The sequence below is a fragment of the Halegenticoccus tardaugens genome (genome assembly GCF_004116405.1).
In the GTDB taxonomy this organism is placed as follows: domain Archaea; phylum Halobacteriota; class Halobacteria; order Halobacteriales; family Haloferacaceae; genus Halegenticoccus; species Halegenticoccus tardaugens.
Genome location: NZ_SDIC01000003.1, coordinates 1 through 18,719, shown reverse-complemented (window position 1 = coordinate 18,719; position 18,719 = coordinate 1). Strand labels below are relative to the sequence as shown.

At 69.2% G+C, this 18,719-nt stretch carries 14 protein-coding genes; 9 read left to right on the top strand and 5 right to left on the bottom strand.

All coding sequences use genetic code 11. The annotated features are described in order from the left end of the window. Nucleotides 1-43: 43 nt before the first annotated feature. Entirely contained in the window at nucleotides 44-2,377 is a 2,334-nt protein-coding gene (locus C3L37_RS07670; RefSeq protein WP_129114032.1) for a DEAD/DEAH box helicase, read from the top strand. Nucleotides 2,378-2,387: 10 nt separating this feature from the next. Here the strand turns inward: C3L37_RS07670 and C3L37_RS07665 are convergent, their stop codons facing one another. Then, nucleotides 2,388-3,026: an HAD family hydrolase gene (locus C3L37_RS07665; protein ID WP_129114031.1), complete on the bottom strand. Its 639-nt coding sequence runs from the start codon at nucleotides 3,024-3,026 to the stop codon at nucleotides 2,388-2,390. Between the two features lie 169 nt (nucleotides 3,027-3,195). Here C3L37_RS07665 and C3L37_RS24810 point away from each other — a divergent pair, with 169 nt between their 5' ends. The 4 genes from C3L37_RS24810 to C3L37_RS07645 all read left to right on the top strand — a co-directional run bounded on the left by C3L37_RS24810 (nucleotide 3,196) and on the right by C3L37_RS07645 (nucleotide 7,858). Beyond that, on the top strand, nucleotides 3,196-4,242 hold the full coding sequence (locus C3L37_RS24810) for a hypothetical protein (RefSeq protein WP_129114030.1): 1,047 nt from the start codon (nucleotides 3,196-3,198) through the stop codon (nucleotides 4,240-4,242). 41 nt (nucleotides 4,243-4,283) lie between these two features. Further along, the gene (locus tag C3L37_RS07655; protein WP_129114029.1) at nucleotides 4,284-5,030 is read left to right on the top strand and encodes a topoisomerase DNA-binding C4 zinc finger domain-containing protein; all 747 of its coding nucleotides are present in this window, start codon (nucleotides 4,284-4,286) and stop codon (nucleotides 5,028-5,030) included. Between the two features lie 87 nt (nucleotides 5,031-5,117). After that, nucleotides 5,118-6,173: a tRNA-intron lyase gene (endA, locus tag C3L37_RS07650; protein WP_129114028.1), complete on the top strand. Its 1,056-nt coding sequence runs from the start codon at nucleotides 5,118-5,120 to the stop codon at nucleotides 6,171-6,173. Further along, entirely contained in the window at nucleotides 6,170-7,858 is a 1,689-nt protein-coding gene (locus tag C3L37_RS07645) for a tryptophan--tRNA ligase (protein WP_129114027.1), read from the top strand. The genes endA and C3L37_RS07645 overlap by 4 nt, the downstream gene beginning before the upstream one ends. A gap of 27 nt (nucleotides 7,859-7,885) precedes the next feature. Here C3L37_RS07645 and C3L37_RS07640 read toward each other — a convergent pair whose 3' ends face one another. After that, a complete protein-coding gene (locus C3L37_RS07640) occupies nucleotides 7,886-8,698 on the bottom strand; it encodes a hypothetical protein (protein ID WP_228546169.1) in 813 nt (270 codons plus the stop codon). A 368-nt stretch (nucleotides 8,699-9,066) separates the two neighbouring features. Between C3L37_RS07640 and pheS the strand changes: the two genes are divergently transcribed. Beyond that, nucleotides 9,067-10,572, top strand: a complete 1,506-nt coding sequence (gene pheS / locus C3L37_RS07635) for a phenylalanine--tRNA ligase subunit alpha (protein WP_129114026.1) — start codon at nucleotides 9,067-9,069, stop codon at nucleotides 10,570-10,572. Further along, nucleotides 10,572-12,362 (top strand): tRNA ligase subunit PheS family protein, encoded by a 1,791-nt coding sequence (locus tag C3L37_RS07630; RefSeq protein ID WP_129114025.1) that lies wholly within the window; start codon nucleotides 10,572-10,574, stop codon nucleotides 12,360-12,362. Before pheS ends, C3L37_RS07630 begins: the two co-directional genes overlap by 1 nt. A 24-nt stretch (nucleotides 12,363-12,386) precedes the next feature. Here the strand turns inward: C3L37_RS07630 and C3L37_RS25745 are convergent, their stop codons facing one another. Further along, the gene (locus C3L37_RS25745) at nucleotides 12,387-12,878 is read right to left on the bottom strand and encodes an NUDIX hydrolase (RefSeq protein WP_129114621.1); all 492 of its coding nucleotides are present in this window, start codon (nucleotides 12,876-12,878) and stop codon (nucleotides 12,387-12,389) included. A 628-nt stretch (nucleotides 12,879-13,506) separates the two neighbouring features. Between C3L37_RS25745 and C3L37_RS07620 the strand changes: the two genes are divergently transcribed. Continuing rightward, nucleotides 13,507-16,104, top strand: a complete 2,598-nt coding sequence (locus tag C3L37_RS07620; protein ID WP_129114024.1) for a valine--tRNA ligase — start codon at nucleotides 13,507-13,509, stop codon at nucleotides 16,102-16,104. Between the two features lie 23 nt (nucleotides 16,105-16,127). Here the strand turns inward: C3L37_RS07620 and C3L37_RS07615 are convergent, their stop codons facing one another. Both C3L37_RS07615 and C3L37_RS07610 read right to left on the bottom strand, forming a co-directional pair. After that, complete coding sequence (locus C3L37_RS07615) at nucleotides 16,128-17,183, bottom strand: quinone-dependent dihydroorotate dehydrogenase (RefSeq protein ID WP_129114023.1); 1,056 nt, start codon at nucleotides 17,181-17,183, stop codon at nucleotides 16,128-16,130. Between the two features lie 83 nt (nucleotides 17,184-17,266). After that, nucleotides 17,267-17,464: a hypothetical protein gene (locus C3L37_RS07610; protein ID WP_129114022.1), complete on the bottom strand. Its 198-nt coding sequence runs from the start codon at nucleotides 17,462-17,464 to the stop codon at nucleotides 17,267-17,269. 243 nt (nucleotides 17,465-17,707) lie between these two features. Between C3L37_RS07610 and C3L37_RS07605 the strand changes: the two genes are divergently transcribed. Further along, the gene (locus C3L37_RS07605; RefSeq protein ID WP_129114021.1) at nucleotides 17,708-18,016 is read left to right on the top strand and encodes a non-histone chromosomal MC1 family protein; all 309 of its coding nucleotides are present in this window, start codon (nucleotides 17,708-17,710) and stop codon (nucleotides 18,014-18,016) included. Nucleotides 18,017-18,719: the final 703 nt, after the last annotated feature.

Sequence of the window (18,719 nt, the reverse complement as noted above, 5' to 3'; positions counted from 1 at the left end):
TGAACGCGTCCCCCTCGCATTCGTTTCCGCCGGTGGTGCGCCGATGAAGGTCGTCGACGCCGTCCCCGAGTTCGCCGGCGCGTTCGGCTTCGAGGAGTTCAACCGGATGCAGCGGGAAGCGCTCCCCGCCATCTTAGAGCGCGACGACAACGTCGTCGCCAGCGCGCCGACGGCGAGCGGCAAGACGGCGCTCGCCGAACTCGCCATCTGCCGCTGTCTCCGCGACGGCGGCACGGCGCTCTTCGTCGCGCCGATGCGGGCGCTCACGAACGAAAAGGAAAGCGAGTGGGAGCGCTTCGAGGAGCTGGGGTACTCCGTCTACGTCGTCACGGGCGAGCGGGATCTCAACCCGCGGCGCGCGGAGCGGGCCGACATCCTCGTGATGACGCCCGAGAAGACCGATTCGGCGACCCGCAAGCACGACTCGGGTCGCTACTCCTTCGTCGCGGACGTCGACTGCTGCGTCATCGACGAGGTCCACCTCCTCGACTCCGAAAAGCGCGGCGGCGTGCTTGAGGTCACGATCTCGCGCCTCCGCCGGCTCTGCGACCCACGGATCGTCGCGCTGTCGGCGACGATGCCGAACATCGAGGACGTGGCCGAGTGGCTCGACGCGCCCCCGGCGGCGACGTTCGACTTCGGCGACGAGTACCGGCCCGTCGACCTCCACGCCGGCGTCAAGACCTACTCGCACGGCGAGAACTCCTTCGCCGACAAGTACCGCCGGCTGTACCGCGCGCTCGACCTCGCGGAGCCGCACATCCGCGACGACGGGCAGGCGCTCGTGTTCGTCTCCTCCAGGCAGGACGCCGTCATGGCCGCCGCGAAGGCCCGCGACGAACTGGCGGAGCGGGACGTGCCGGTCGGCGCGCGCGGCGACTACGACTTCCACAACGAGGCGAAGGAGCTGCGCAACGACAGCCTCCGCAAGGCCGTCCTCGACGGCGTCGCGTTCCACCACGCCGGCCTCGCGAAGTCCGACCGCGACCGGGTGGAGGCGTGGTTCCGCGACGGGAAGGTGAAGCTGCTCTTTTCCACCTCGACGCTCGCGTGGGGCGTGAACCTCCCGGCGCGCTGTGTCGTCATCCGGGACACGAAGTACCACGACCCGCTGGAGGGCGACGTCGACATCAGCCCGCTCGACGTGTTACAGATGCTCGGGCGCGCGGGCCGGCCGGGGTACGACGACGTCGGCTACGGCTGGGTCGTCTGCGACCGCTCCGACGCGGACCGCTACCGTCGACTGCTCCGCGAGGGAACGGAGATCGAATCGCGGCTGGCGGAGGACATCGACTCGCACCTGAACGCCGAGATCGCGATGGGGACGATACGCGACCTCGACGACGTGATGTCGTGGCTGGAGACGACGTTCTACTACGTCCGGGCGCGGAGCGAGCCGGAACGCTACGACTTCGACGGCCTGCACGGCCGCGTCCGGGAGACGCTGGAGACGCTCGTCGACCGCGGTTTCGTCGAGACGGACGAGGACCTCGGGGTCGAGGCCACCATTCTCGGTCGTCTCACCTCGAAGTACTACCTCCGGCTGGAGACGGCGAGCCGCTTTCACGCCCTCACGGAGCGCGAGCGGATCGCGGTCGGAGACGTGCTCGAAGCGGTCGCCGGCGCGGCGGAGTTCGACAGCGTCTCCGCCCGCCAGTCGGAGCAGGACGCCGTCGATTCCGTGCTCGGCCGGGACACGGCGCTGGAGAACGGCCACCGGAAGGTCCTCGCCATCCTCCGGTCGAGCATGACCGGATCGACGCCGTCGGACCTCCGCAGCGACGCGTGGGTGATAAAGCAGAACGCGCTCCGCCTCCTCGCGGCGCTCCGTGAGTTTCTCGACCGCTTTTCGGGTCCACGTGCGGCCACCCTCGCCCGCCGCGTCGAGGCCCGCGTCGACCACGGCGTCAGCCGGGACGCGGTCGGATTGACCGCGATCGACGGCATCGGGGCCGCCCGCGCCAGCACGCTCGCCACCGGCGGTATCGAAACCCCAGCCGACGTGATCGACGCGGGGGCGGACGAACTCGTCCGCGCGGGGATGTCGCGGGGCGTCGCGGAGCGGATCGTGGAGTCGGCCCGCGCCCTCCCCCGCGTCGTCGTCGAGTGGGGGTCGTTCCCGGACCGAATCGACCGCGGCGAGAGCGAGATGCGCGAGGTGACGGTTCGAAACGTCGGCGGCGGCGCTCGCGCCGGCGTGCGCGTGACGGTGAACGACGTCGAGATGAGCGAGAAGACGACGTACCTCTCGGGCCGGACGACGGTTCCGGTCGGCGTCTTCGGCGCGCAAGAGGAACTGACGTTCGCCGTCGAGGTGGTCTTCCCCGACCTGCCGCTCGCGCCGGTCGTCGAGTCGAGGACGGTCGTCGTGGAGTGACGTTCCCGGTTCAGCCGAGGAGCTCCGCCCGCAGCTCCGCCGGCCCGTTCACGACCACGTCGGCCGCCGAGAGGTCCGTCCCGGCGTTCGTCTCCGTCCGGTAGCCGACGACGTAGGCTCCGGCCCGCGCCGCCGACAGCGCGCCGTTGGTCGAGTCCTCGACGACGGTGCAGTCTTCGGGTTCGACGCCGAGCTCCGCCGCCGCGCGCTCGTACACGTGCGGCCGGGGCTTGCCCGGCCCGTCGATGTCTTCGGCGCTGAGCACCAGATCGAGCGGCCCGAGGTCGAACCGGTCGACGACGGTCGCGATCCAGTCCGGGGGCGCGGAGGAGACGATGGCGAGCGTCCGGCCGCGGTCGCGGAGGTCCCCGCAGAGGTCCGGGAACCCGTCCATGAGCGTCACCTTCTCGCCGTAGATTCCCGTGGCGGTCCGGTCGTAGAGGTCGATGAACTCCGCGCGTTCGACGACGAGTTCGTAGTGCTCGTCGAGGTGGTCGTGGATCTCGCGGTAGTTCATCCCCGTGATCTCGTCGTCGTCGGGGCGATCGCCGGCGAGCGTTTCGGGAAAGAGGGTTTCCTCCTCGAACTCGTGCCAGTAGTCCTCGGAGTTCACGATGACGCCGTCCATGTCGAAGCACACTGCGTCCATGTCGGTGGCCGTCACTTCGCGGATGGGAGCTAAAGGTGTTCAGGCCGGGCCGGCGATCGTGCGCTTCGGCCGGCTCTAGTCGCATCCTACCCGCGGTCGCCCCGGCGTTTCCCGTCGCATAACAATGAGCCGTGAGCGCGAACCGTCGACCGACCCACTTCGAACCCCCATGACGCCGAATCGCCGCTCCGTCGCGCTCCTCTGTGCGACCTCGCTGCTCTGTCTCGCCCTGATCGTCGCGTCGGCGGTCGGAGCGGCCGGACCGCACCGGTCCGGGACCCTCGACGGTCCGACGCCGTCCGTGAACGCGGTCGGGGCGTCGCCGCCGGTGGCGCAGCAGTCGGAACCGCCGAACGGCTCCGGGTCGAACGGATCCGACGATCCCGCGAACGAAGGCGACGGCGAGAACGGAAGCGCGGGCGGCGGCGGGGACGGCCCAGCCGCGAACGACGGGGGCGGGAACGAGAGCGCTGGAAACGGAAACGGCGACGGAAACGCCGGCGACGGGAGCGAGGATGCGGTCGACGACGGTGGCGGAGAGGGGGACGCCGACCGAAACGCGACGGACCGAAATCGGAACGGAGCGCCGTCGACGCCGACCCAGCCGTCCACGCCGACGCCGCCATCGACACCGAGTCGGCCGTCGACGCCGACCCAACCGTCGACGCCGAACCAGCCGTCCGCGCCGTCCCCCCAGCCGACGCCAACGTCGACTCCCAGTCCGACGCCCACACCCACACCTACGCCGACGCCGACGCCGGCCCCGACGTCCACGCCGAACAGGACCGGGCCGGAGGGCCTCCCGCACGGTCAGATCGGCGTGACGGACGTCTCGGCGAACCGGTCGACCGTCCCGGTCGGCGCGCCGGTCGGAATCGAGGTGACGGTGTCGAGCGCGCGCTCGTCGCCGCAGTGGTACACCGTCGGGCTGTACCTGTTCGACGAACCGGAGCGCGTCGAGCGCGTGCGCGTCCCGCCGAACGGGTCGGTGACGGTCCGGTTCGTCCACCGGATCGACTCCACGGGGTGGCACGTCGCGCGCGCCGGCGGGGAGGAGACGACGATTCGGGTGGTCGAGCGCGACCGAGCCGGCGGGGCGGCCCGATCCGACGAGAGACGAAACGGCTCCGACGTCCTCGCCCTCTGGCTCGCGCTGCTCGTCGGCGCGATGGTGGCCGCGACGGCCGCGACGGCCGCCGCGGCTCGGCGGTCGTAGCCGGCGAACGTTTAGGTACGATGACGGGACCAGCCCGTTCCATGCCCGACACGATGCGGATCTTCGCCGGCGAGTGCACGACGACGTTCGAGGGGACGCGCGACGCGACCCAGCGCGGGTCCGTGGTCGTCGTCGTCAAGCCGGACAAGACGGTTCTCGTCCACGACGCCGACGGCTACCAGCCGGTCGCGTGGATCACCAGACCCGACGCCGTCACCGTCGAGACGGCCGGCGAGGGGTTCGGCGTCACGGCGCGGGCGGGCGAGCAGACGCTCCGCGTCGTCTCCCATGACACCGCCGGCCGCGCCGACTACCCCGTCTCCGAGGCGGGGGTCCCCGTCGGGGAGTGTCCCGACTGCGGGGGCGCGCTCGTCCGAACCCGCGGCGACGTGGCCTGTCTCGGCTGCACCGCCAGATACGGCCTGCCGGCCGGGGCGTCGGTTCTCGAAGACGCCTGCGGGGGGTGCGGGCTCCCGCTCGTCCGCGTCGAGCGCGGCGACGCGTTCGAGGTGTGCGTCGATTACGCCTGCGACCCGCTCGACGAGGCGGTCCGCGAGCGATTCGACCGCGCCTGGTCGTGTCCCGACTGCGGCGACGACCTCCGGATCGTCCGCGGACGCGGTCGCCTCCTGGCCGGGTGCGACGCCTATCCGGACTGCGAGACGGCCTTTTCGATCCCCGCCGGCGTCGTCGCGGGCGAGTGCCCGTGCGGATTGCCGGCGTTCGAGACGGCGGCCGGCCGTCGGTGTCTCGACGGGACGTGCGAGCGACGGACGGACGACCGGTGACGGTCGGACGTCGCACAGAGCGCTCCGTCCCGCGATTCCGCCGGGCGCACCGCAGTCCATATGTCGGTGCCGCCCTGCACCTCACTCATGGACGGATCTCTTCGGGGCGACGTGGTGCGCGTCGGCGGCGACGCCCGACAGCGCTTTCACGACTCGCGGGGGTACGGCCGCCCCGCGGGCGGGAATCGGATCGACCTCTCCCGCGTCGAGGCGGCGCACCTGCTCTTTCGCGGCGATCTCGACGCCGTCGACGGACGCGGCTTTCGCGACTTCTTCGTCACCTCGACCGGCGAGAGCGACCGATTCGCCCTTCGATTTCTGGTGTACGTCGACCTTCGCGAGCGGGGCTTTTATCTCTCGCCCGCCCGCGACGGCTGGCCGGGCGTCGGCGCGGCGGCCGACTACGACTATGCGGTGTACCCGCGCGGCAAGGGCCCCTACGACGGCGACGTCGCTTACCGGGTCCGCGTCGTCGGCGAGCGACAACCCGTCGCGGCGACGCGTCTCGCCGGCCGCGTGCTCGCGGTCGTCGACGAGGAGAGCGAGATCACCTACCTCGACGTCGCGCGCCACGAGTTCGACGGCCGGACCGACTACGAGCCGCCCGCGTCGCTCCGGGGGGAGCTCCTGGACGATCGCGCGATCTGCTGGAACGCGCCGAACGAACTGTACGAGCGCGGGTTCTACGGTCAGCCGCTGACCGGCCGGGAGACGGCGGCCGACGGCGCGCTCCAACTCTCGCTCGTCGAAGCCGCCGCGCTCGCGGAACGGGGGTATCTGACCGTCGACGACGAGGAATCGGACGCGTACGAGGCCGTCGTCGATCGCGGACGGTCGGTCGAGGGCGAGCGGTTCGACCGTCGACTCCGCGTCTACCGGGCGCTTCGGGACCGCGGCGTCGTCCCGAAAACCGGGTTCAAATTCGGCGCGGACTTTCGGACCTACGCAGAGGTCGAATCCGTCGAGGACCTCGGCCACTCCGAGAACCTCGTTCGGGTGATCCGGCCGGACCACGAGTTCGCGCCGCGGGACCTCGCGCTCGACGTGCGGCTGGCCGGCGGGGTCAGGAAGCGAATGGTTTTTGCGCTGACCGACGCCAACGGAGGCATAGACTGGCTTTCGGTCGCCCGGTTGACGCCATGACACGAGACAGACCTACCGAGACGGACGCACGGACGGAGGCGGGAGCGGATTCGACGCCCGGAACGCGGCCGGCGACGGACGGCGGCGACGCGGCCGCCGGGGCGGACGCCGTCGCCCTCGACCCGTGGGGCTCTTCGACCGTCTCCGACTACCGGAAGCTGTTCGAGGAGTTCGGCATCGAGGAGTTCGACGACGCCCTCCCCGAGGTGCCGGAGCCGCACTACCTGATGCGGCGGGGCGTCATCTTCGGCCACCGCGACTACCGACCCATCGCGGCGGCCATGCGCGACGGCGGCGAGTTCGCCGTCCTCTCGGGCTTCATGCCGACGGGCGACCCGCACGTCGGTCACAAACTGGTGTTCGACGAGATCATCTGGCACCAAGAGCGCGGCGCGGACGCCTACGGTCTCATCGCCGACCTCGAAGCCCACAGCGCGCGCGGCCTCCCCTGGGACGAGATCGACGAGCACGCGCGCGACTACCTGCTCTCGCTCCTCGCGCTCGGGTTCGACGCCGACGAGGGGACGCTGTACCGGCAGTCGGACAACCGCGAGCTACAGGACCTCGCGTTCGAACTCGGCTCGAAGGCGCGGTTTTCGGAGTTCGAGGCGATTTACGGCTTCGACGGCGAGACCTCGGTGTCGCACATGCAGAGCGTCGTCACGCAGATGGCGGACATCCTCTACCCGCAACTGGACGGCCCGAAGCCGACGGTGATCCCGGTCGGGCCGGATCAGGATCCGCACGTCCGCCTCGCGCGGGACCTGGCGGCCAAGATGCGCTTTTTCAAGGTGACGGAGGCATACGCGAGCTTCGAAGCCGACGCGCTCGAACGCGACGTGATCGCCGAGGCGCACCGGACACTGTCGGTCGAGGCGTCGGGGGGATCGGAGGCGTCGGAAGGGCCCGGCGAACGCGGCGGAACCGACTCCGTCCGCTGCGAGGACGCCGCCGCGTGGCTCGAATCGGGCGAGTTCGACCGATCGCGGCTCGAATCCGACGGCGTCGGCGTCTCCGAGGCCGTCGTCGAGTCGGCGGTCTCGAAGCTCGACGCCGCGGGGAAGGAGCCGCTGCGCCCCCGCGTCCGATTTCTCGACCGCAACGCGACCGAGTCGGCGTTCGAGGCGCTCATCGACGCCGTCGAGGGAGAAAAGCGCGTCTTCGAGGGGCACGTCGATGCGTTCGACCTCTCTCGCGAGGCGGCGGAGGAACTGGCCCGCGAGGTCGAGATCGACGAGGGCGGCTACGGCTTCCTTCCCCCCTCCTCGATCTACCACCGGTTCATGACCGGCCTCACGGGCGGGAAGATGTCCTCGTCGGTCCCGGCGAGCCACATCAGCCTGCTCGACGACCCCGAGGACGGCTACGACAAGGTGAAGTCGGCGACGACGGGCGGCCGCGAGACGGCCGAACTCCAGCGCGAACTCGGCGGCGAGGCCGACAAGTGCCCCGTCTACGAACTGTACGCCTACCTGCTCGCGGGCGACGACGACGAGTTCGCGAAGGAGGTGTACGACGAGTGCGTCGGCGGCGAGCGCCTCTGCGGCGACTGCAAGGAGCAGGCGGCGCGGTTGATGCGCGAGTTCCTCGAGGACCACCGCGAGAAGCGGGAAGAGGCGGAGGCGGTGCTCGCGGACCTCGACATCGATCTCGACTCGAACCGAAGGGGCGTGGCCGGCGAGTGAGAAGCCGACGAGCGCCCCCACAGCCGATCACAGCAGGACGAGCACGCCGGTGTACAGGGCCGCCCCGAGGGCGAACGCCCAGAATCGACTCTGTCGCCCCTCCGGAAGCTCCTCTTTGATCACGTTGAGGATGACGCTCCCGGCGAGAAAGGAAAAGAGGGCGTCCACCAGCAGCTCGTTCACCTCGACGAGGAACCCGATCAGCGTCCCGCCGACGACCGCGGCCGCGAGCATCCACCGCCCCCACCGGTGGTAGACGCCGCCGTGGTGGTCCCGGAGGCCGTAGTCGTTCACGAAAAAGTGCAGCGCCATGGCCGTGAAAAACAGGAAGAGTCCGGTCACGCCGGGGTCCTCGCGGTGGACCAGCAGGTAGCCGATGAGGGCGTTGTAGACGGCGAACGAGCCGACGTGCACCCAGAAGACGCCCGCGTCGTCCTCTCGGTTTCCCGGGCCGCCCTCCCGGTCGCCTCCCTGCCCGTCCCTCGATCCGGCGGCGAGCCGTTCGAGGCCGTAGAAGGTGACGAAACCGACGAGCGCGAGGAGGTAGACGTGGTATTCGACGAACAGCGCCACTCCCGTCACCTCCGTCACCGTCCGCTCGAACCGCTCCGCGGCCCGCTCTACCTCCGGCAGGACGTGCACGAACACGTACGCGACCGACGCCCCGCCCGCGAAGGAGAGCCAGCGACTCCGCGGCACGACGTCGAGGAAGCGGAGGCGGCCGCCGAACAGGTGGACCGCGGCCAACCCGAGGGCGAGCGCGAGGACGAAGAGGGCGGACGGTTCTTGCGTCCGAACGCTCGAGTCAACGATCGCCGCGACGGCCGAGACGCGGTCCATGGACGTTCGATTACACGCCCGCCCACAAGAGCGTGGAGGCCGCTCTCAGCGCGCGACGGCGGTCAGCGCCGGAGGCCTGTCAGCGCGTGACGGCCGTCGGCGTCCGACGGAACGCTTTTGGTTCGACGCAGCCATCGACCCGGTATGACGTCCGGACCCGACGTCGAGAGGGCGGACCGTGAATCGACCACCCCCGGGTTCGGCTTCTTTTTCCGCGCCTGATCGGCCGGCGGACCCCCGCCGCGGCGTCGGGGCGAAACCGCCCGAATCGGCGCGGGGACCGCCCCGTTCCCGTCGGGGCGCGGCGGCCCCATCCCGGAACGGCTAACTGACGACGACGAACAATCGGTATCAACGGACACAGAGGAATGCGACTCCCGAAATCACAGGTCGCGGTCTTGGAGGCCGCGAGCGCGACGGAGGCACAGCCGATCGAACGACTGGCCGAGGAAGCGGGCCTGAAGCCCGAGACGGCGACCGGAGCCGTCTTCGACCTCCGAGACGAGGGGCTCGTCGAGGTCGAAGAGCGGACCGAAACGAGCGTCGAACTCACGGCGGAGGGGCGCGCGTACGTCGACGGCGAACTCCCGGAGGTACGGCTCTACCGCGCCGCCGTCGACGCCGGGGCCGACGAGGAGCCCGCTCGGATGGGGCGGGCGATCGGCGCGTCGGGCCTCGACGGGCCGCAGGTGAACATCGCGCTGTCGAACTACGCCCGGAAGGGGTACGGGCGGATCGAGAGCGGCGAGATCACCGCCGACCCCGACGCCGACCCCGACGCCGACGACGAGGCGGCCGCGCTCTCGGCCGCCGCGGAGGGCCGGGAGGTGACCGACGCGACGGTTCTCGAACGGGTAGAGAGCCGCGGACTCGTCGAGCGCCGCGAGCGCACCGTCCGCCTCGTCGCGCTCACGGACGACGGCGTCGCGGCGCTCATGGAGGGCGTCGAGGCGGCGGAGACGGTCGACCGGCTCACGCCCGAGCTGCTCACGAGCGGCGAGTGGCGCGACGTCGAGTTCACGGCGTACAACGTCGAGGCCGACGCCGCCGAGTACGGGGGCGGCAAGGTCCACATCCTCCGGCAGACCGCGGACCGCGTGAAGGACGTGCTCGTCGGCATGGGATTCAAGGAGATGGCGGGCCCGCACGCCGACGCAGACTTCTGGATCAACGACTGCCTGTTCATGCCGCAGGACCACCCGGCGCGAACCCACTGGGACCGCTTCGCGCTCGACGTGCCGCCGATCCGCGACCTCCCCGAGGAGCTCGTCGAGCGCGTCCGCGCGGCCCACCTGGAGGGCGTCGGCGACGACGGCGACGGCTACCACTCGCCGTGGTCCGAGAACTTCGCCCGGGCCGTCGCGCTTCGCGGTCACACCACGTCGCTGTCGATGCGCTACCTGTCGGGCGACGCCGTCGGGCCGCTGGAGCCACCGCAGCGGTACTTCAGCGTCGAGAAGGTGTACCGGAACGACACGCTCGATCCGACCCACCTGCTGGAGTTCTTCCAGATCGAGGGATGGGTGATGGCCGAGGACCTCTCGGTGCGCGACCTGATGGGGACGTTCGAGGAGTTCTACCGACAGTTCGGCATCACGGACCTTCGGTTCAAGCCGCACTACAACCCCTACACCGAGCCGTCGTTCGAGCTGTTCGGCCGCCACCCCGAGACGGGCGAGCTCATCGAGATCGGCAACTCGGGGATGTTCCGCCCGGAGGTGCTCGAACCGCTGGGCGTCGACTGCGACGTGATGGCGTGGGGGCTCGCGCTCGAACGCCTGCTCATGCTGACGTACGGCTTCGAGGACATCCGCGACGTCCACGGGACGCTCGCGGACCTCGAACTGCTCCGCGAAACCGAGGTGATCCACTGATGCCAGTCGTAGACGTCGACCCGGACGAACTGCGCCGACTGACCGGCCGCGAGGAGAAGACGGACGAGGAGTTCAAAGCGGACCTGTTCGCGCTCGGCCTCGAATACGAGGGCGAGACGGAGGACGGGGAGATGCAACTGGAGTTCGGCCCCGACCGCCTCGATCGGCTCTCGGTCGAGGGCGTCGCGCGGTCGCTCCGGTACCAGTACGGCGACGACCGCGGGGTGTACGTCCCGAAGACGAACGACCCCGACTGGACGATCGAGGTGGACGAGAGCGTCCCCGAAGAGCGCCCCTGCGTGACGGGCGCGATCGTCCGCGGCGTCAACCTCTCCGAGGAAGCCCTGGATTCGCTGATCCAGTTGCAGGAGAAACTGCACGCGACGATGGGCCGAAAGCGCGCGAAGGGCGCGATCGGCATCCACGACCTGACGATGCTGAAGGGCGAGGTGCTCACGGACGAGGGGAAGGGCGACAACTCCGTGACCTACCGCGGCGTCGCGCCCGACGGCGACCGGTTCGTCGCGCTCGACTCAGACGCCGAACTGACGCCGGGGGAGGTGCTCGAAACGCACCCGACGGGCCGGACGTACGCCTCGCTGGTCGAGGAGTACGAGGCCTACCCGGCGATCTACGACGAACTCGGCCTCTTTTCGTTCCCGCCGGTCGTAAACGGCCGCCGGACGGAGGTGACGGAGAACTCCCGGGACCTCTTCATCGAACTCACCGGGACCGACCAGTGGACGATCGACCGGATGTGCAACGTCGTCTGCTACGCGCTCGACGCCCGCGGCGCGACCATCGAGGAAGTCGAGGTCCGGTACCCGGACGCGACGCTGACGCGGCCGGACTTCGAGGTCGACGCGAAGACCGTGACGCACGAGCGAATCGAGGGCGTGCTCGGGGTCGACCTCTCGACCGACGAGGTCGTGGACCTGTTCGAACGCTCGGGGCTGAGCGCCGAGGTCGACGACGGAGATGGTGCCGGTGCCGAGGTGGCGGGCGGTGCCGGTGCCGAGGAGACGGGCGCCCCCGACGCCGACGGAACGGACGCGGGCGTCGCCTACCGGGTGTCGATCCCCCCGTACCGCGTGGACGTGCTCCACCCGGTCGACCTCGTCGACGACGCGGGGCGCGCATACGGCTTCAACGACCTCGCGCCGCGGTACCCCGACGTGGGGACCGTCGGGGGTCGCCACGAGCGGTCCCGGTTGGAGGACGCCGCTCGGACGAGCCTCGTGGGGCTCGGCTTCGAGGACCTCCTGAACTTTCACATGATCAGCGAGGCGGAGAACTACCGGCGGATGCGGATCGAACCCGGGAGCCCGGTCGTGGGCGGCGGCGACCCGGTCGAGATCACGGAGCCGTACAGCGAGGATTACACGATGCTCCGGACGTGGGCGCTCCCCTCGCTCGCGATGGTGCTGGAGAACAACACCCACCGCGCGTACCCGCAGGACCTCGCGGAGATCGGGCTCGCGGCGGCGGTCGATCCCGAGGAGAACACGAACGTCGCGGAGCGCCGGACCGTCGCGGCCGTCCTCGCCCGCTACGACGCGACCTACGAGGACGCGAAGGCGCGGCTGCAGGCGCTCTGCCGGGACTTCGGCGTCCGGCTGGAGACGCCGCCGACGGAGCACCCGTCCTTCATCCCGGGGCGCGCGGCGGCGGTCGTGATCGACGGCGACGAGGTCGGCGTGATCGGCGAGATCCACCCCGAGGTGCTCGTCGAGCACGACCTGGAGTTGCCGGTGGCGGCGTTCGAGTTCCGGTTGGCGGCGCTCGACTGAACGGCAACGGCGACGAACGCCGCGTCAGAGGTACGCTCGGAGGAGATCGCCGTCGTGGAGATCCTCCGGGATCGATTCGAACCACCGCGCCGCCTCGATCTCCCCGTCGGTCGCTCCCAGCCGCGAGGCGTCCGGAATCTCCCCGTCGGCGCGAGCCGCGTACACCACGTACTGCGCCGTGAAGCGCTCGCCGCCGTCGGCTTTTGCGACGTACGACTGGTCGAAGACGACGATGGGCCCCTCCACGACCGCGTCCAGCGCCGTCTCCTCGCGAACCTCCCGTCTCGCGGCTTCGACGGGCTCCTCGTCGGATCCGACCGCGCCCCCGGGCAGGATCCAGCCGTCCGACCAGCCGTTCCGGACGAGCGCGATCCGTCCGTCTGGGTCCCGAACCCGGGCGGCGGCGACCAGGCCGGAGCCGTCGAGGGCCCACCCTCGAAGGGCGCTCAACTTCGATTCGGGGAGTCGAATCGTCTGCCGTTCGCGGGGCGCGTCGGGGGCGATCTCTCGGGGCACGTTCGCGTTTTCCTCGCCGTTTTTCCATCCCCGTTTCGGTTTCTCGGCCGTTCGTCGGTCGCGGATTCGGTGGCGATCTTCGTCGTCGCGAGTTCCGCCCCTCATCTCGATTTCTGCGAGTTGCGCCGACGGGATCGCCGTGGGAATCTGTCGACAGGGTCGTCGTGAGAACCTCCCGACGAGGTCGTCCGGAAAGCCCGCGGCCGCTCGACTCGCGCGGCTCGCTGCGCGCTTCGCCTCGCTTCCCTTCGGTCGCTCGGCTGCGGTGCTTGCGTCGCCGTGCGTCGCCGAGCGGCCGCCCCCTTTCGATCCCGCCCGTTCGCCTCGGTCCTCCCCAGCCTCGCGGTCGGCACGGGAGCCGACCGCTCCCTCGCGCGCCGCGGTCGGCCACGGAGGGCCGACAGCGCGCGCCGCGCGTGGTGGGTAAGCGTTAGTGTGGTGGGTGGCGTCGGCATCGTCTCTGTTGCCGGCATCGTCTGCGTCGCCGGCATCGCCTGCGTCGTCTGTGTCGCCGGCGCGTCGGTGGTATCGGCGTCGGCGTCGACGTCCCATTCGTCGCCGTTCGCCCGCCCTCCGACCGACCAACCGAGGCGTTTAACAGCACCGACGGCGGTAGATTCGTCAGAGAATGCCGAGTGGAGATTACGATCCCGACACCGTCGAGGCCGAGTGGCAGGACCGGTGGGTGGAGGAGGACACCTACGCCTACCGCGGAGGGGCGGTCGATCCCAACACCGTCTTCTCCATCGACACGCCGCCCCCGACGGTATCGGGCAGCCTCCACTGGGGTCACGTCTACGGGTCCATCCTCCAGGACGTCGTGGCGCGCTTCAACCGCATGCGTGGCAAGGACGTGTTCTTCCCGTTCGGCTACGACGACAACGGGATCGCCTCCGAGCGGCTGACCGAGGAGGAACTCGGCGTCGAGCACCAGGACTTCCCGCGCCACGAGTTCCAGAAGCTGTGCCGCGAGGTCACCGCCGAGTACGAGGCGGAGTTCAACGAGAAGATGCAGTCGATCGGCGTCTCGATCGACTGGAACCACACCTACCAGACCATCGAACCGCGCGTCCAGCGGATCTCGCAGCTGTCCTTCCTCGACCTGTACGACCGGGGGCGCGAGTACCGCCAGCGCGCGCCGACCATCTGGTGTCCGGAGTGCGAGACCGCCATCTCGCAGGTGGAGACGGAGGACGACGAGCGCCCCTCGCACTTCCACGACATCGAGTTCTCGGTCGCGGACGAGACGGAGACGTTCGTCATCTCGACCACGCGGCCCGAACTCCTGCCCGCCTGCGTCGCCGTCTTCGTCCACCCGGACGACGAGGCCAACCAGCGCCTCGTCGGGAAGGAGGCCGAGGTGCCGCTGTTCGGCCAGCGCGTCCCGATCATGAAGGACGAGCGCGTCGACATGGAGACCGGCTCGGGCCTCGTGATGTGCTGTACCTTCGGCGACCAGACGGACATCGAGTGGTACCAGGCGCACGACCTCCCGCTCCGGATCGCCATCGACGAGTCGGGCACGATGACGGAGGAGGCGGGCGAGTACGCCGGCCTCTCCTCCGAGGAGGCGCGCGAGCGCATCGTCGACGACCTCGACGAGGCCGGCTCCCTGCTCGATCGGCGGCACATCACCCACACCGTGAACGTCCACGAGCGCTGCAGCACGCCGATCGAGTTCCTCGTCGCAGAGCAGTGGTACATCGAACTGCTCGACAAGAAGGAAGAGTACCTCGACGCCGGCCGGCAGATGGAGTGGTACCCGGAGAAGATGTTCACCCGCTACATGAACTGGATCGAGGGGCTCCAGTGGGACTGGGCCATCTCGCGGCAGCGCTCCTCCGGCATCCCGTTCCCGGTGTGGTACTGCGCCGAGTGCGACCGCGAGATCCTCGCCGAGCGCGAGCAGCTCCCGGTCGACCCGCTCGCCGACGATCCGCCGGTCGACGCCTGCCCCGAGTGCGGCCACGGCGAGTTCGTCCCGGAGGACGACGTGTTCGACACGTGGGCCACCTCCTCGCTTACGCCGCTCATCAACGCCGGGTGGGACTGGAACGAGGAGTCGGGGGCGTTCGAAATGGAGCGGCCCGAGCTGTACCCGTTCGACGTGCGCCCGCAGGGCCACGACATCATCTCCTTTTGGCTGTTCCACACGGTCGTCAAGTGCTACGAGCACACCGGCGAGGTGCCGTTCGACTCGGTGATGATCAACGGGATGGTGCTCGACGAGAACCGCGTGAAGATGTCGAAGTCGCTCGGGAACATCGTCTCGCCCGACGAAGTGCTCGAAAAGTTCCCGGTCGACGCCGCTCGCTACTGGGCCGCCGGCAGCGCCGTCGGCGACGATTTGCCGTACAAAGAGAAGGGTCTCCGCGCGGGCGAGAAGCTGATCAGGAAGCTGTGGAACGCCTCGAAGCTCGTCGAGAGCCTCGCCGACGAGACGCCGGACCGCCCCGACCTGAAGGCGATCGACAGGTGGTTGCTCGCCGAACTCGACGCCGAGATCGAGTTCGTCACCGAGAAGCTCGAAAACCGCGAGTTCTCGAAGGCCCGCGACGGCCTCCGGAGCTTCTTCTGGCACACGTTCTGCGACGACTACCTCGAAATCGCCAAACAGCGGCTCGACGAGGGCGGCGACGTCTCGGCGGCGTACACGCTCCGAACCGCCCACGAGCGGTTCCTCCGCCTCTTCGCCCCGTTCCTCGCGCACGTCACCGAGGAACTGTGGCACGACATGGTCGGCGACGGCAGCGTCCACCGGGCGTCGTGGCCCGAGCCGCTGGGCGTCGACGCCGACCTCGAAGCGGGCGAGACGGCGATGGCCGTCGTCGGCGCGCTCCGGAAGTACAAGTCCGACAACCAGCTGCCGCTGAACGCCGGAATCGACGCGGTCGAGGTGTACGGTCGCGTCGAGGGCTTCGAGGACGACATCCGGCGCGTGATGCACGTCGACGAGCTGGCGACGTACGACGAGGAACCCCCGATCGAATCCGTCGTCACCGGCGTCGACCTCGACTACGCCGTCGTCGGCCCCGAGCACGGGAGCAAGGTTCCCGAAATCGAGGCGGGAATCGAAGCCGGCGACTACGCGGTCGAAGACGGCGTCCTCCGCGTCGCCGACGTCGAACTCGACGCCGAGGCGTTCGAGGTGAACGAGGAGCGGCGCTACTCCGGCGACGGCCAGATGCTCGAAGCGAACGACGCGCTGGTCATCGTCCGAAGCTGATCGGGAGAATTCGCCCCGTTCTCTTATATATCCACGCCGATCGCGTTCTCGACCCGATCGAACCCGTCGCGCTCCAGCAGGTCGAGCAGCCCCGCGTTGATGTCGCGGGCGATCCCCGGGCCCTCGTAGATCAGACCGGTGTACAGCTGGACGACGCTCGCGCCGTTTCTGATCTTTCGGTAGGCCCCCTCAGCGTCGGCGACGCCTCCCACGCCGACGACGGGGACGTCCGTCCGCTCGGCGACGAAGCGGACGAGTTCCGTCGCCATCCGCTCGACGGGTTTTCCGGAGAGACCGCCGCGCTCCGCTCTGTGGGGGCTCTTCAACCCCCCGGGCCGGGCGGTCGTCGTGTTCGTGACGACGACGCCGTCGAGGCCGAGGTCCGCGACCACCGCGAGCGCGTCCTCGACGGCCGTCTCGGGGAGGTCGGGCGAGAGTTTCACCAGTAAGGGGGCGGCGCCGGCGTCGGACAGCGCCCCGAGGATCTCCTCCAGCGCGTCGCGGTTCTGAAGCGATCGGAGACCGGGCGTGTTCGGGCTGGAGACGTTGACGACGAAGTAGTCGCCGGCCGCCGCCACGCGCTCGTACGTGTACAGGTAGTCGTCCGCCGCCTCGTCGAGCGGCGTCGACTTCGACTTGCCGATATTGACGCCGACGGGAACGTCGGGGAGGGGTTCGTCCTTCAGGCGCGCGCCGATCGCGTCGGCACCGTCGTTGTTGAAGCCCATTCGGTTGACGAGCGCCTCGTCCTCCCGGAGGCGGAACATGCGTGGCCGCGGGTTTCCCGGCTGTCGCTCCGCGGTCACGCCGCCGACTTCGACGTGGCCGAACCCGAGCGCCGCCAGCATCGCCGGAATCTCGGCGTTCTTGTCGAACCCGGCGGCGACGCCGACGGGGTTGGGGAACGCACGCCCGAACGCCTCGACGCGCAGTCGGTCCTCGTCGACCGCGTACCGTCGGCGTATCGCGTCCTCGATCGGCGTTCGCTGGGCGCTTCGGAGCAGTCGGTGAACCGTCCGGTGGGCCGTCTCCGGCGGCAGCGCGAACAACCCGGGCTTCGCGATGTCGTACAGCTCCATCGGAACGAGAGAACCGACCGACGGCCATTAATCCGACGGACCCGCGGCTCGCCGGATCGACGACGCCGCCTCTACGGAAGGGTCTAAAAGTCGTGTTCTACCTCGTCCGGGTCGGCCTTCTGGATGATGATCTTCCCGTCGCGCACCCGCACGAACACTTCGTCACCGATCGCCATGCCGGCGACGGCGAGTTCGTCCTCGTGGAGATTGACGTGCACGTTGTGATACTCGCCGTTTTCGTCCTTGGCGCCACTCGGACTGAGCTTCTTTTTCCGGACCATCGAGGGTACCTATCGATAGGTTCGCCGTAGGATGTACATAAGTGTTTTTTACCGACACTCGACTGCGTCCCAATCGCTGTACTCTCTCTGCGAGAACGCAGCCGCGCGTATATCTCCGTCGAGTCGATCCGAAAAATCGACCGAGTGCGCCGATCAAGTATATAAAGGTACCGCACGATTGCCCTCATTTCGCCGATATATTTATAATCGCCCATGTGCTCGGTTGCCATGGAGGGCAAAACCATGGTACGAGAAGATGGTAAGCGAAACTTCGCACTGCGCGGAAACGACGGAGACGAATCGAGCGTCTTCTCCGGAAACACGCCTCGTCAAGCCGCACTGAAAGCCGCCCGTCGGCTCGAACCGGCCAGTTCCGAAAGCGATGCCGAGCGAATCGAACTCCACCTTCGCGAGAAGGGGACGGACAAGGTGCACATCTACGAGGGCTGGGCCTGGCGCGAGACGGCCCCGGGAAACAAGCCCGATTGGATGCCCGACGAGATCACGGAAGCGAACGTCTCGAAGCAGGGAATCGAGCACCTCGACGAGTAGATTGACCCGTTTAAACGTTCTTTGCGCGCACGCGTAGAACTCGACCGGTCGATGACGACAGGGTTTTCGGGATCCCCGCGCCACTCTCGGCTGCGCGGCCGACACCCGGTTCGACCCGATGTGCTCTGCGCGGGATGACCGACCGGCCTCCAGCCGCGCGACACTCCGCCCGCGAGCGACGCGCTCGGCGGTCAACCGTCGTAAGCCATGAAACCGCATGACGAGGTCGATGTGGTTCGACGGTCTTATACGTGACACTCACCTCGGTGGTAATGCGACGGTCGCCGGTTGCACCGGCGGCCGGGGTTGCCCCGTCACCGGCGGCAATCCCGATCCGACGCCTCTCCGGAGGCGACACGGATTTAAATACGCCGATGTCGATGAAATCGATAGCGAGCGTCGACATCAATCCGACGCGCTTAAGTACTGATGGGACGTCCGGTACGTTGTGACCGCCGCCGGCCGACGTCGGCGGCGTCCGCCCGGCGTCGGGTGTGACGAGCACCCGACCGGGGCGTTCCGACGCCCTTAAGTGTTCGAAGGCGCTCGGAAACGATGCGTAAGACACACCGCGATTGTGGGCCGTTCGACGCGGTCCACGCTCGGACTCGGGCCGCGCGCCCGGCGGATCACTCCGCCGGGCTTCGACGGGTTTAAGACCCCGAACGGCCTACGAAGAAGTCCGAAGATATGAGGATTCCAC

Excerpts from the sequence above, each read along its gene's own strand:
- C3L37_RS07670 (WP_129114032.1), top strand. The coding sequence starts at position 44 with ATGAAGGTCGTCGACGCCGTCCCCGAGTTCGCCGGCGCGTTCGGCTTC.
- C3L37_RS07665 (WP_129114031.1), bottom strand. The coding sequence starts at position 3,026 with ATGGACGCAGTGTGCTTCGACATGGACGGCGTCATCGTGAACTCCGAG.
- C3L37_RS24810 (WP_129114030.1), top strand. The coding sequence starts at position 3,196 with ATGACGCCGAATCGCCGCTCCGTCGCGCTCCTCTGTGCGACCTCGCTG.
- C3L37_RS07655 (WP_129114029.1), top strand. The coding sequence starts at position 4,284 with ATGCCCGACACGATGCGGATCTTCGCCGGCGAGTGCACGACGACGTTC.
- endA (WP_129114028.1), top strand. The coding sequence starts at position 5,118 with ATGGACGGATCTCTTCGGGGCGACGTGGTGCGCGTCGGCGGCGACGCC.
- C3L37_RS07645 (WP_129114027.1), top strand. The coding sequence starts at position 6,170 with ATGACACGAGACAGACCTACCGAGACGGACGCACGGACGGAGGCGGGA.
- C3L37_RS07640 (WP_228546169.1), bottom strand. The coding sequence starts at position 8,698 with ATGGACCGCGTCTCGGCCGTCGCGGCGATCGTTGACTCGAGCGTTCGG.
- pheS (WP_129114026.1), top strand. The coding sequence starts at position 9,067 with ATGCGACTCCCGAAATCACAGGTCGCGGTCTTGGAGGCCGCGAGCGCG.
- C3L37_RS07630 (WP_129114025.1), top strand. The coding sequence starts at position 10,572 with ATGCCAGTCGTAGACGTCGACCCGGACGAACTGCGCCGACTGACCGGC.
- C3L37_RS07620 (WP_129114024.1), top strand. The coding sequence starts at position 13,507 with ATGCCGAGTGGAGATTACGATCCCGACACCGTCGAGGCCGAGTGGCAG.
- C3L37_RS07615 (WP_129114023.1), bottom strand. The coding sequence starts at position 17,183 with ATGGAGCTGTACGACATCGCGAAGCCCGGGTTGTTCGCGCTGCCGCCG.
- C3L37_RS07610 (WP_129114022.1), bottom strand. The coding sequence starts at position 17,464 with ATGGTCCGGAAAAAGAAGCTCAGTCCGAGTGGCGCCAAGGACGAAAAC.
- C3L37_RS07605 (WP_129114021.1), top strand. The coding sequence starts at position 17,708 with ATGGTACGAGAAGATGGTAAGCGAAACTTCGCACTGCGCGGAAACGAC.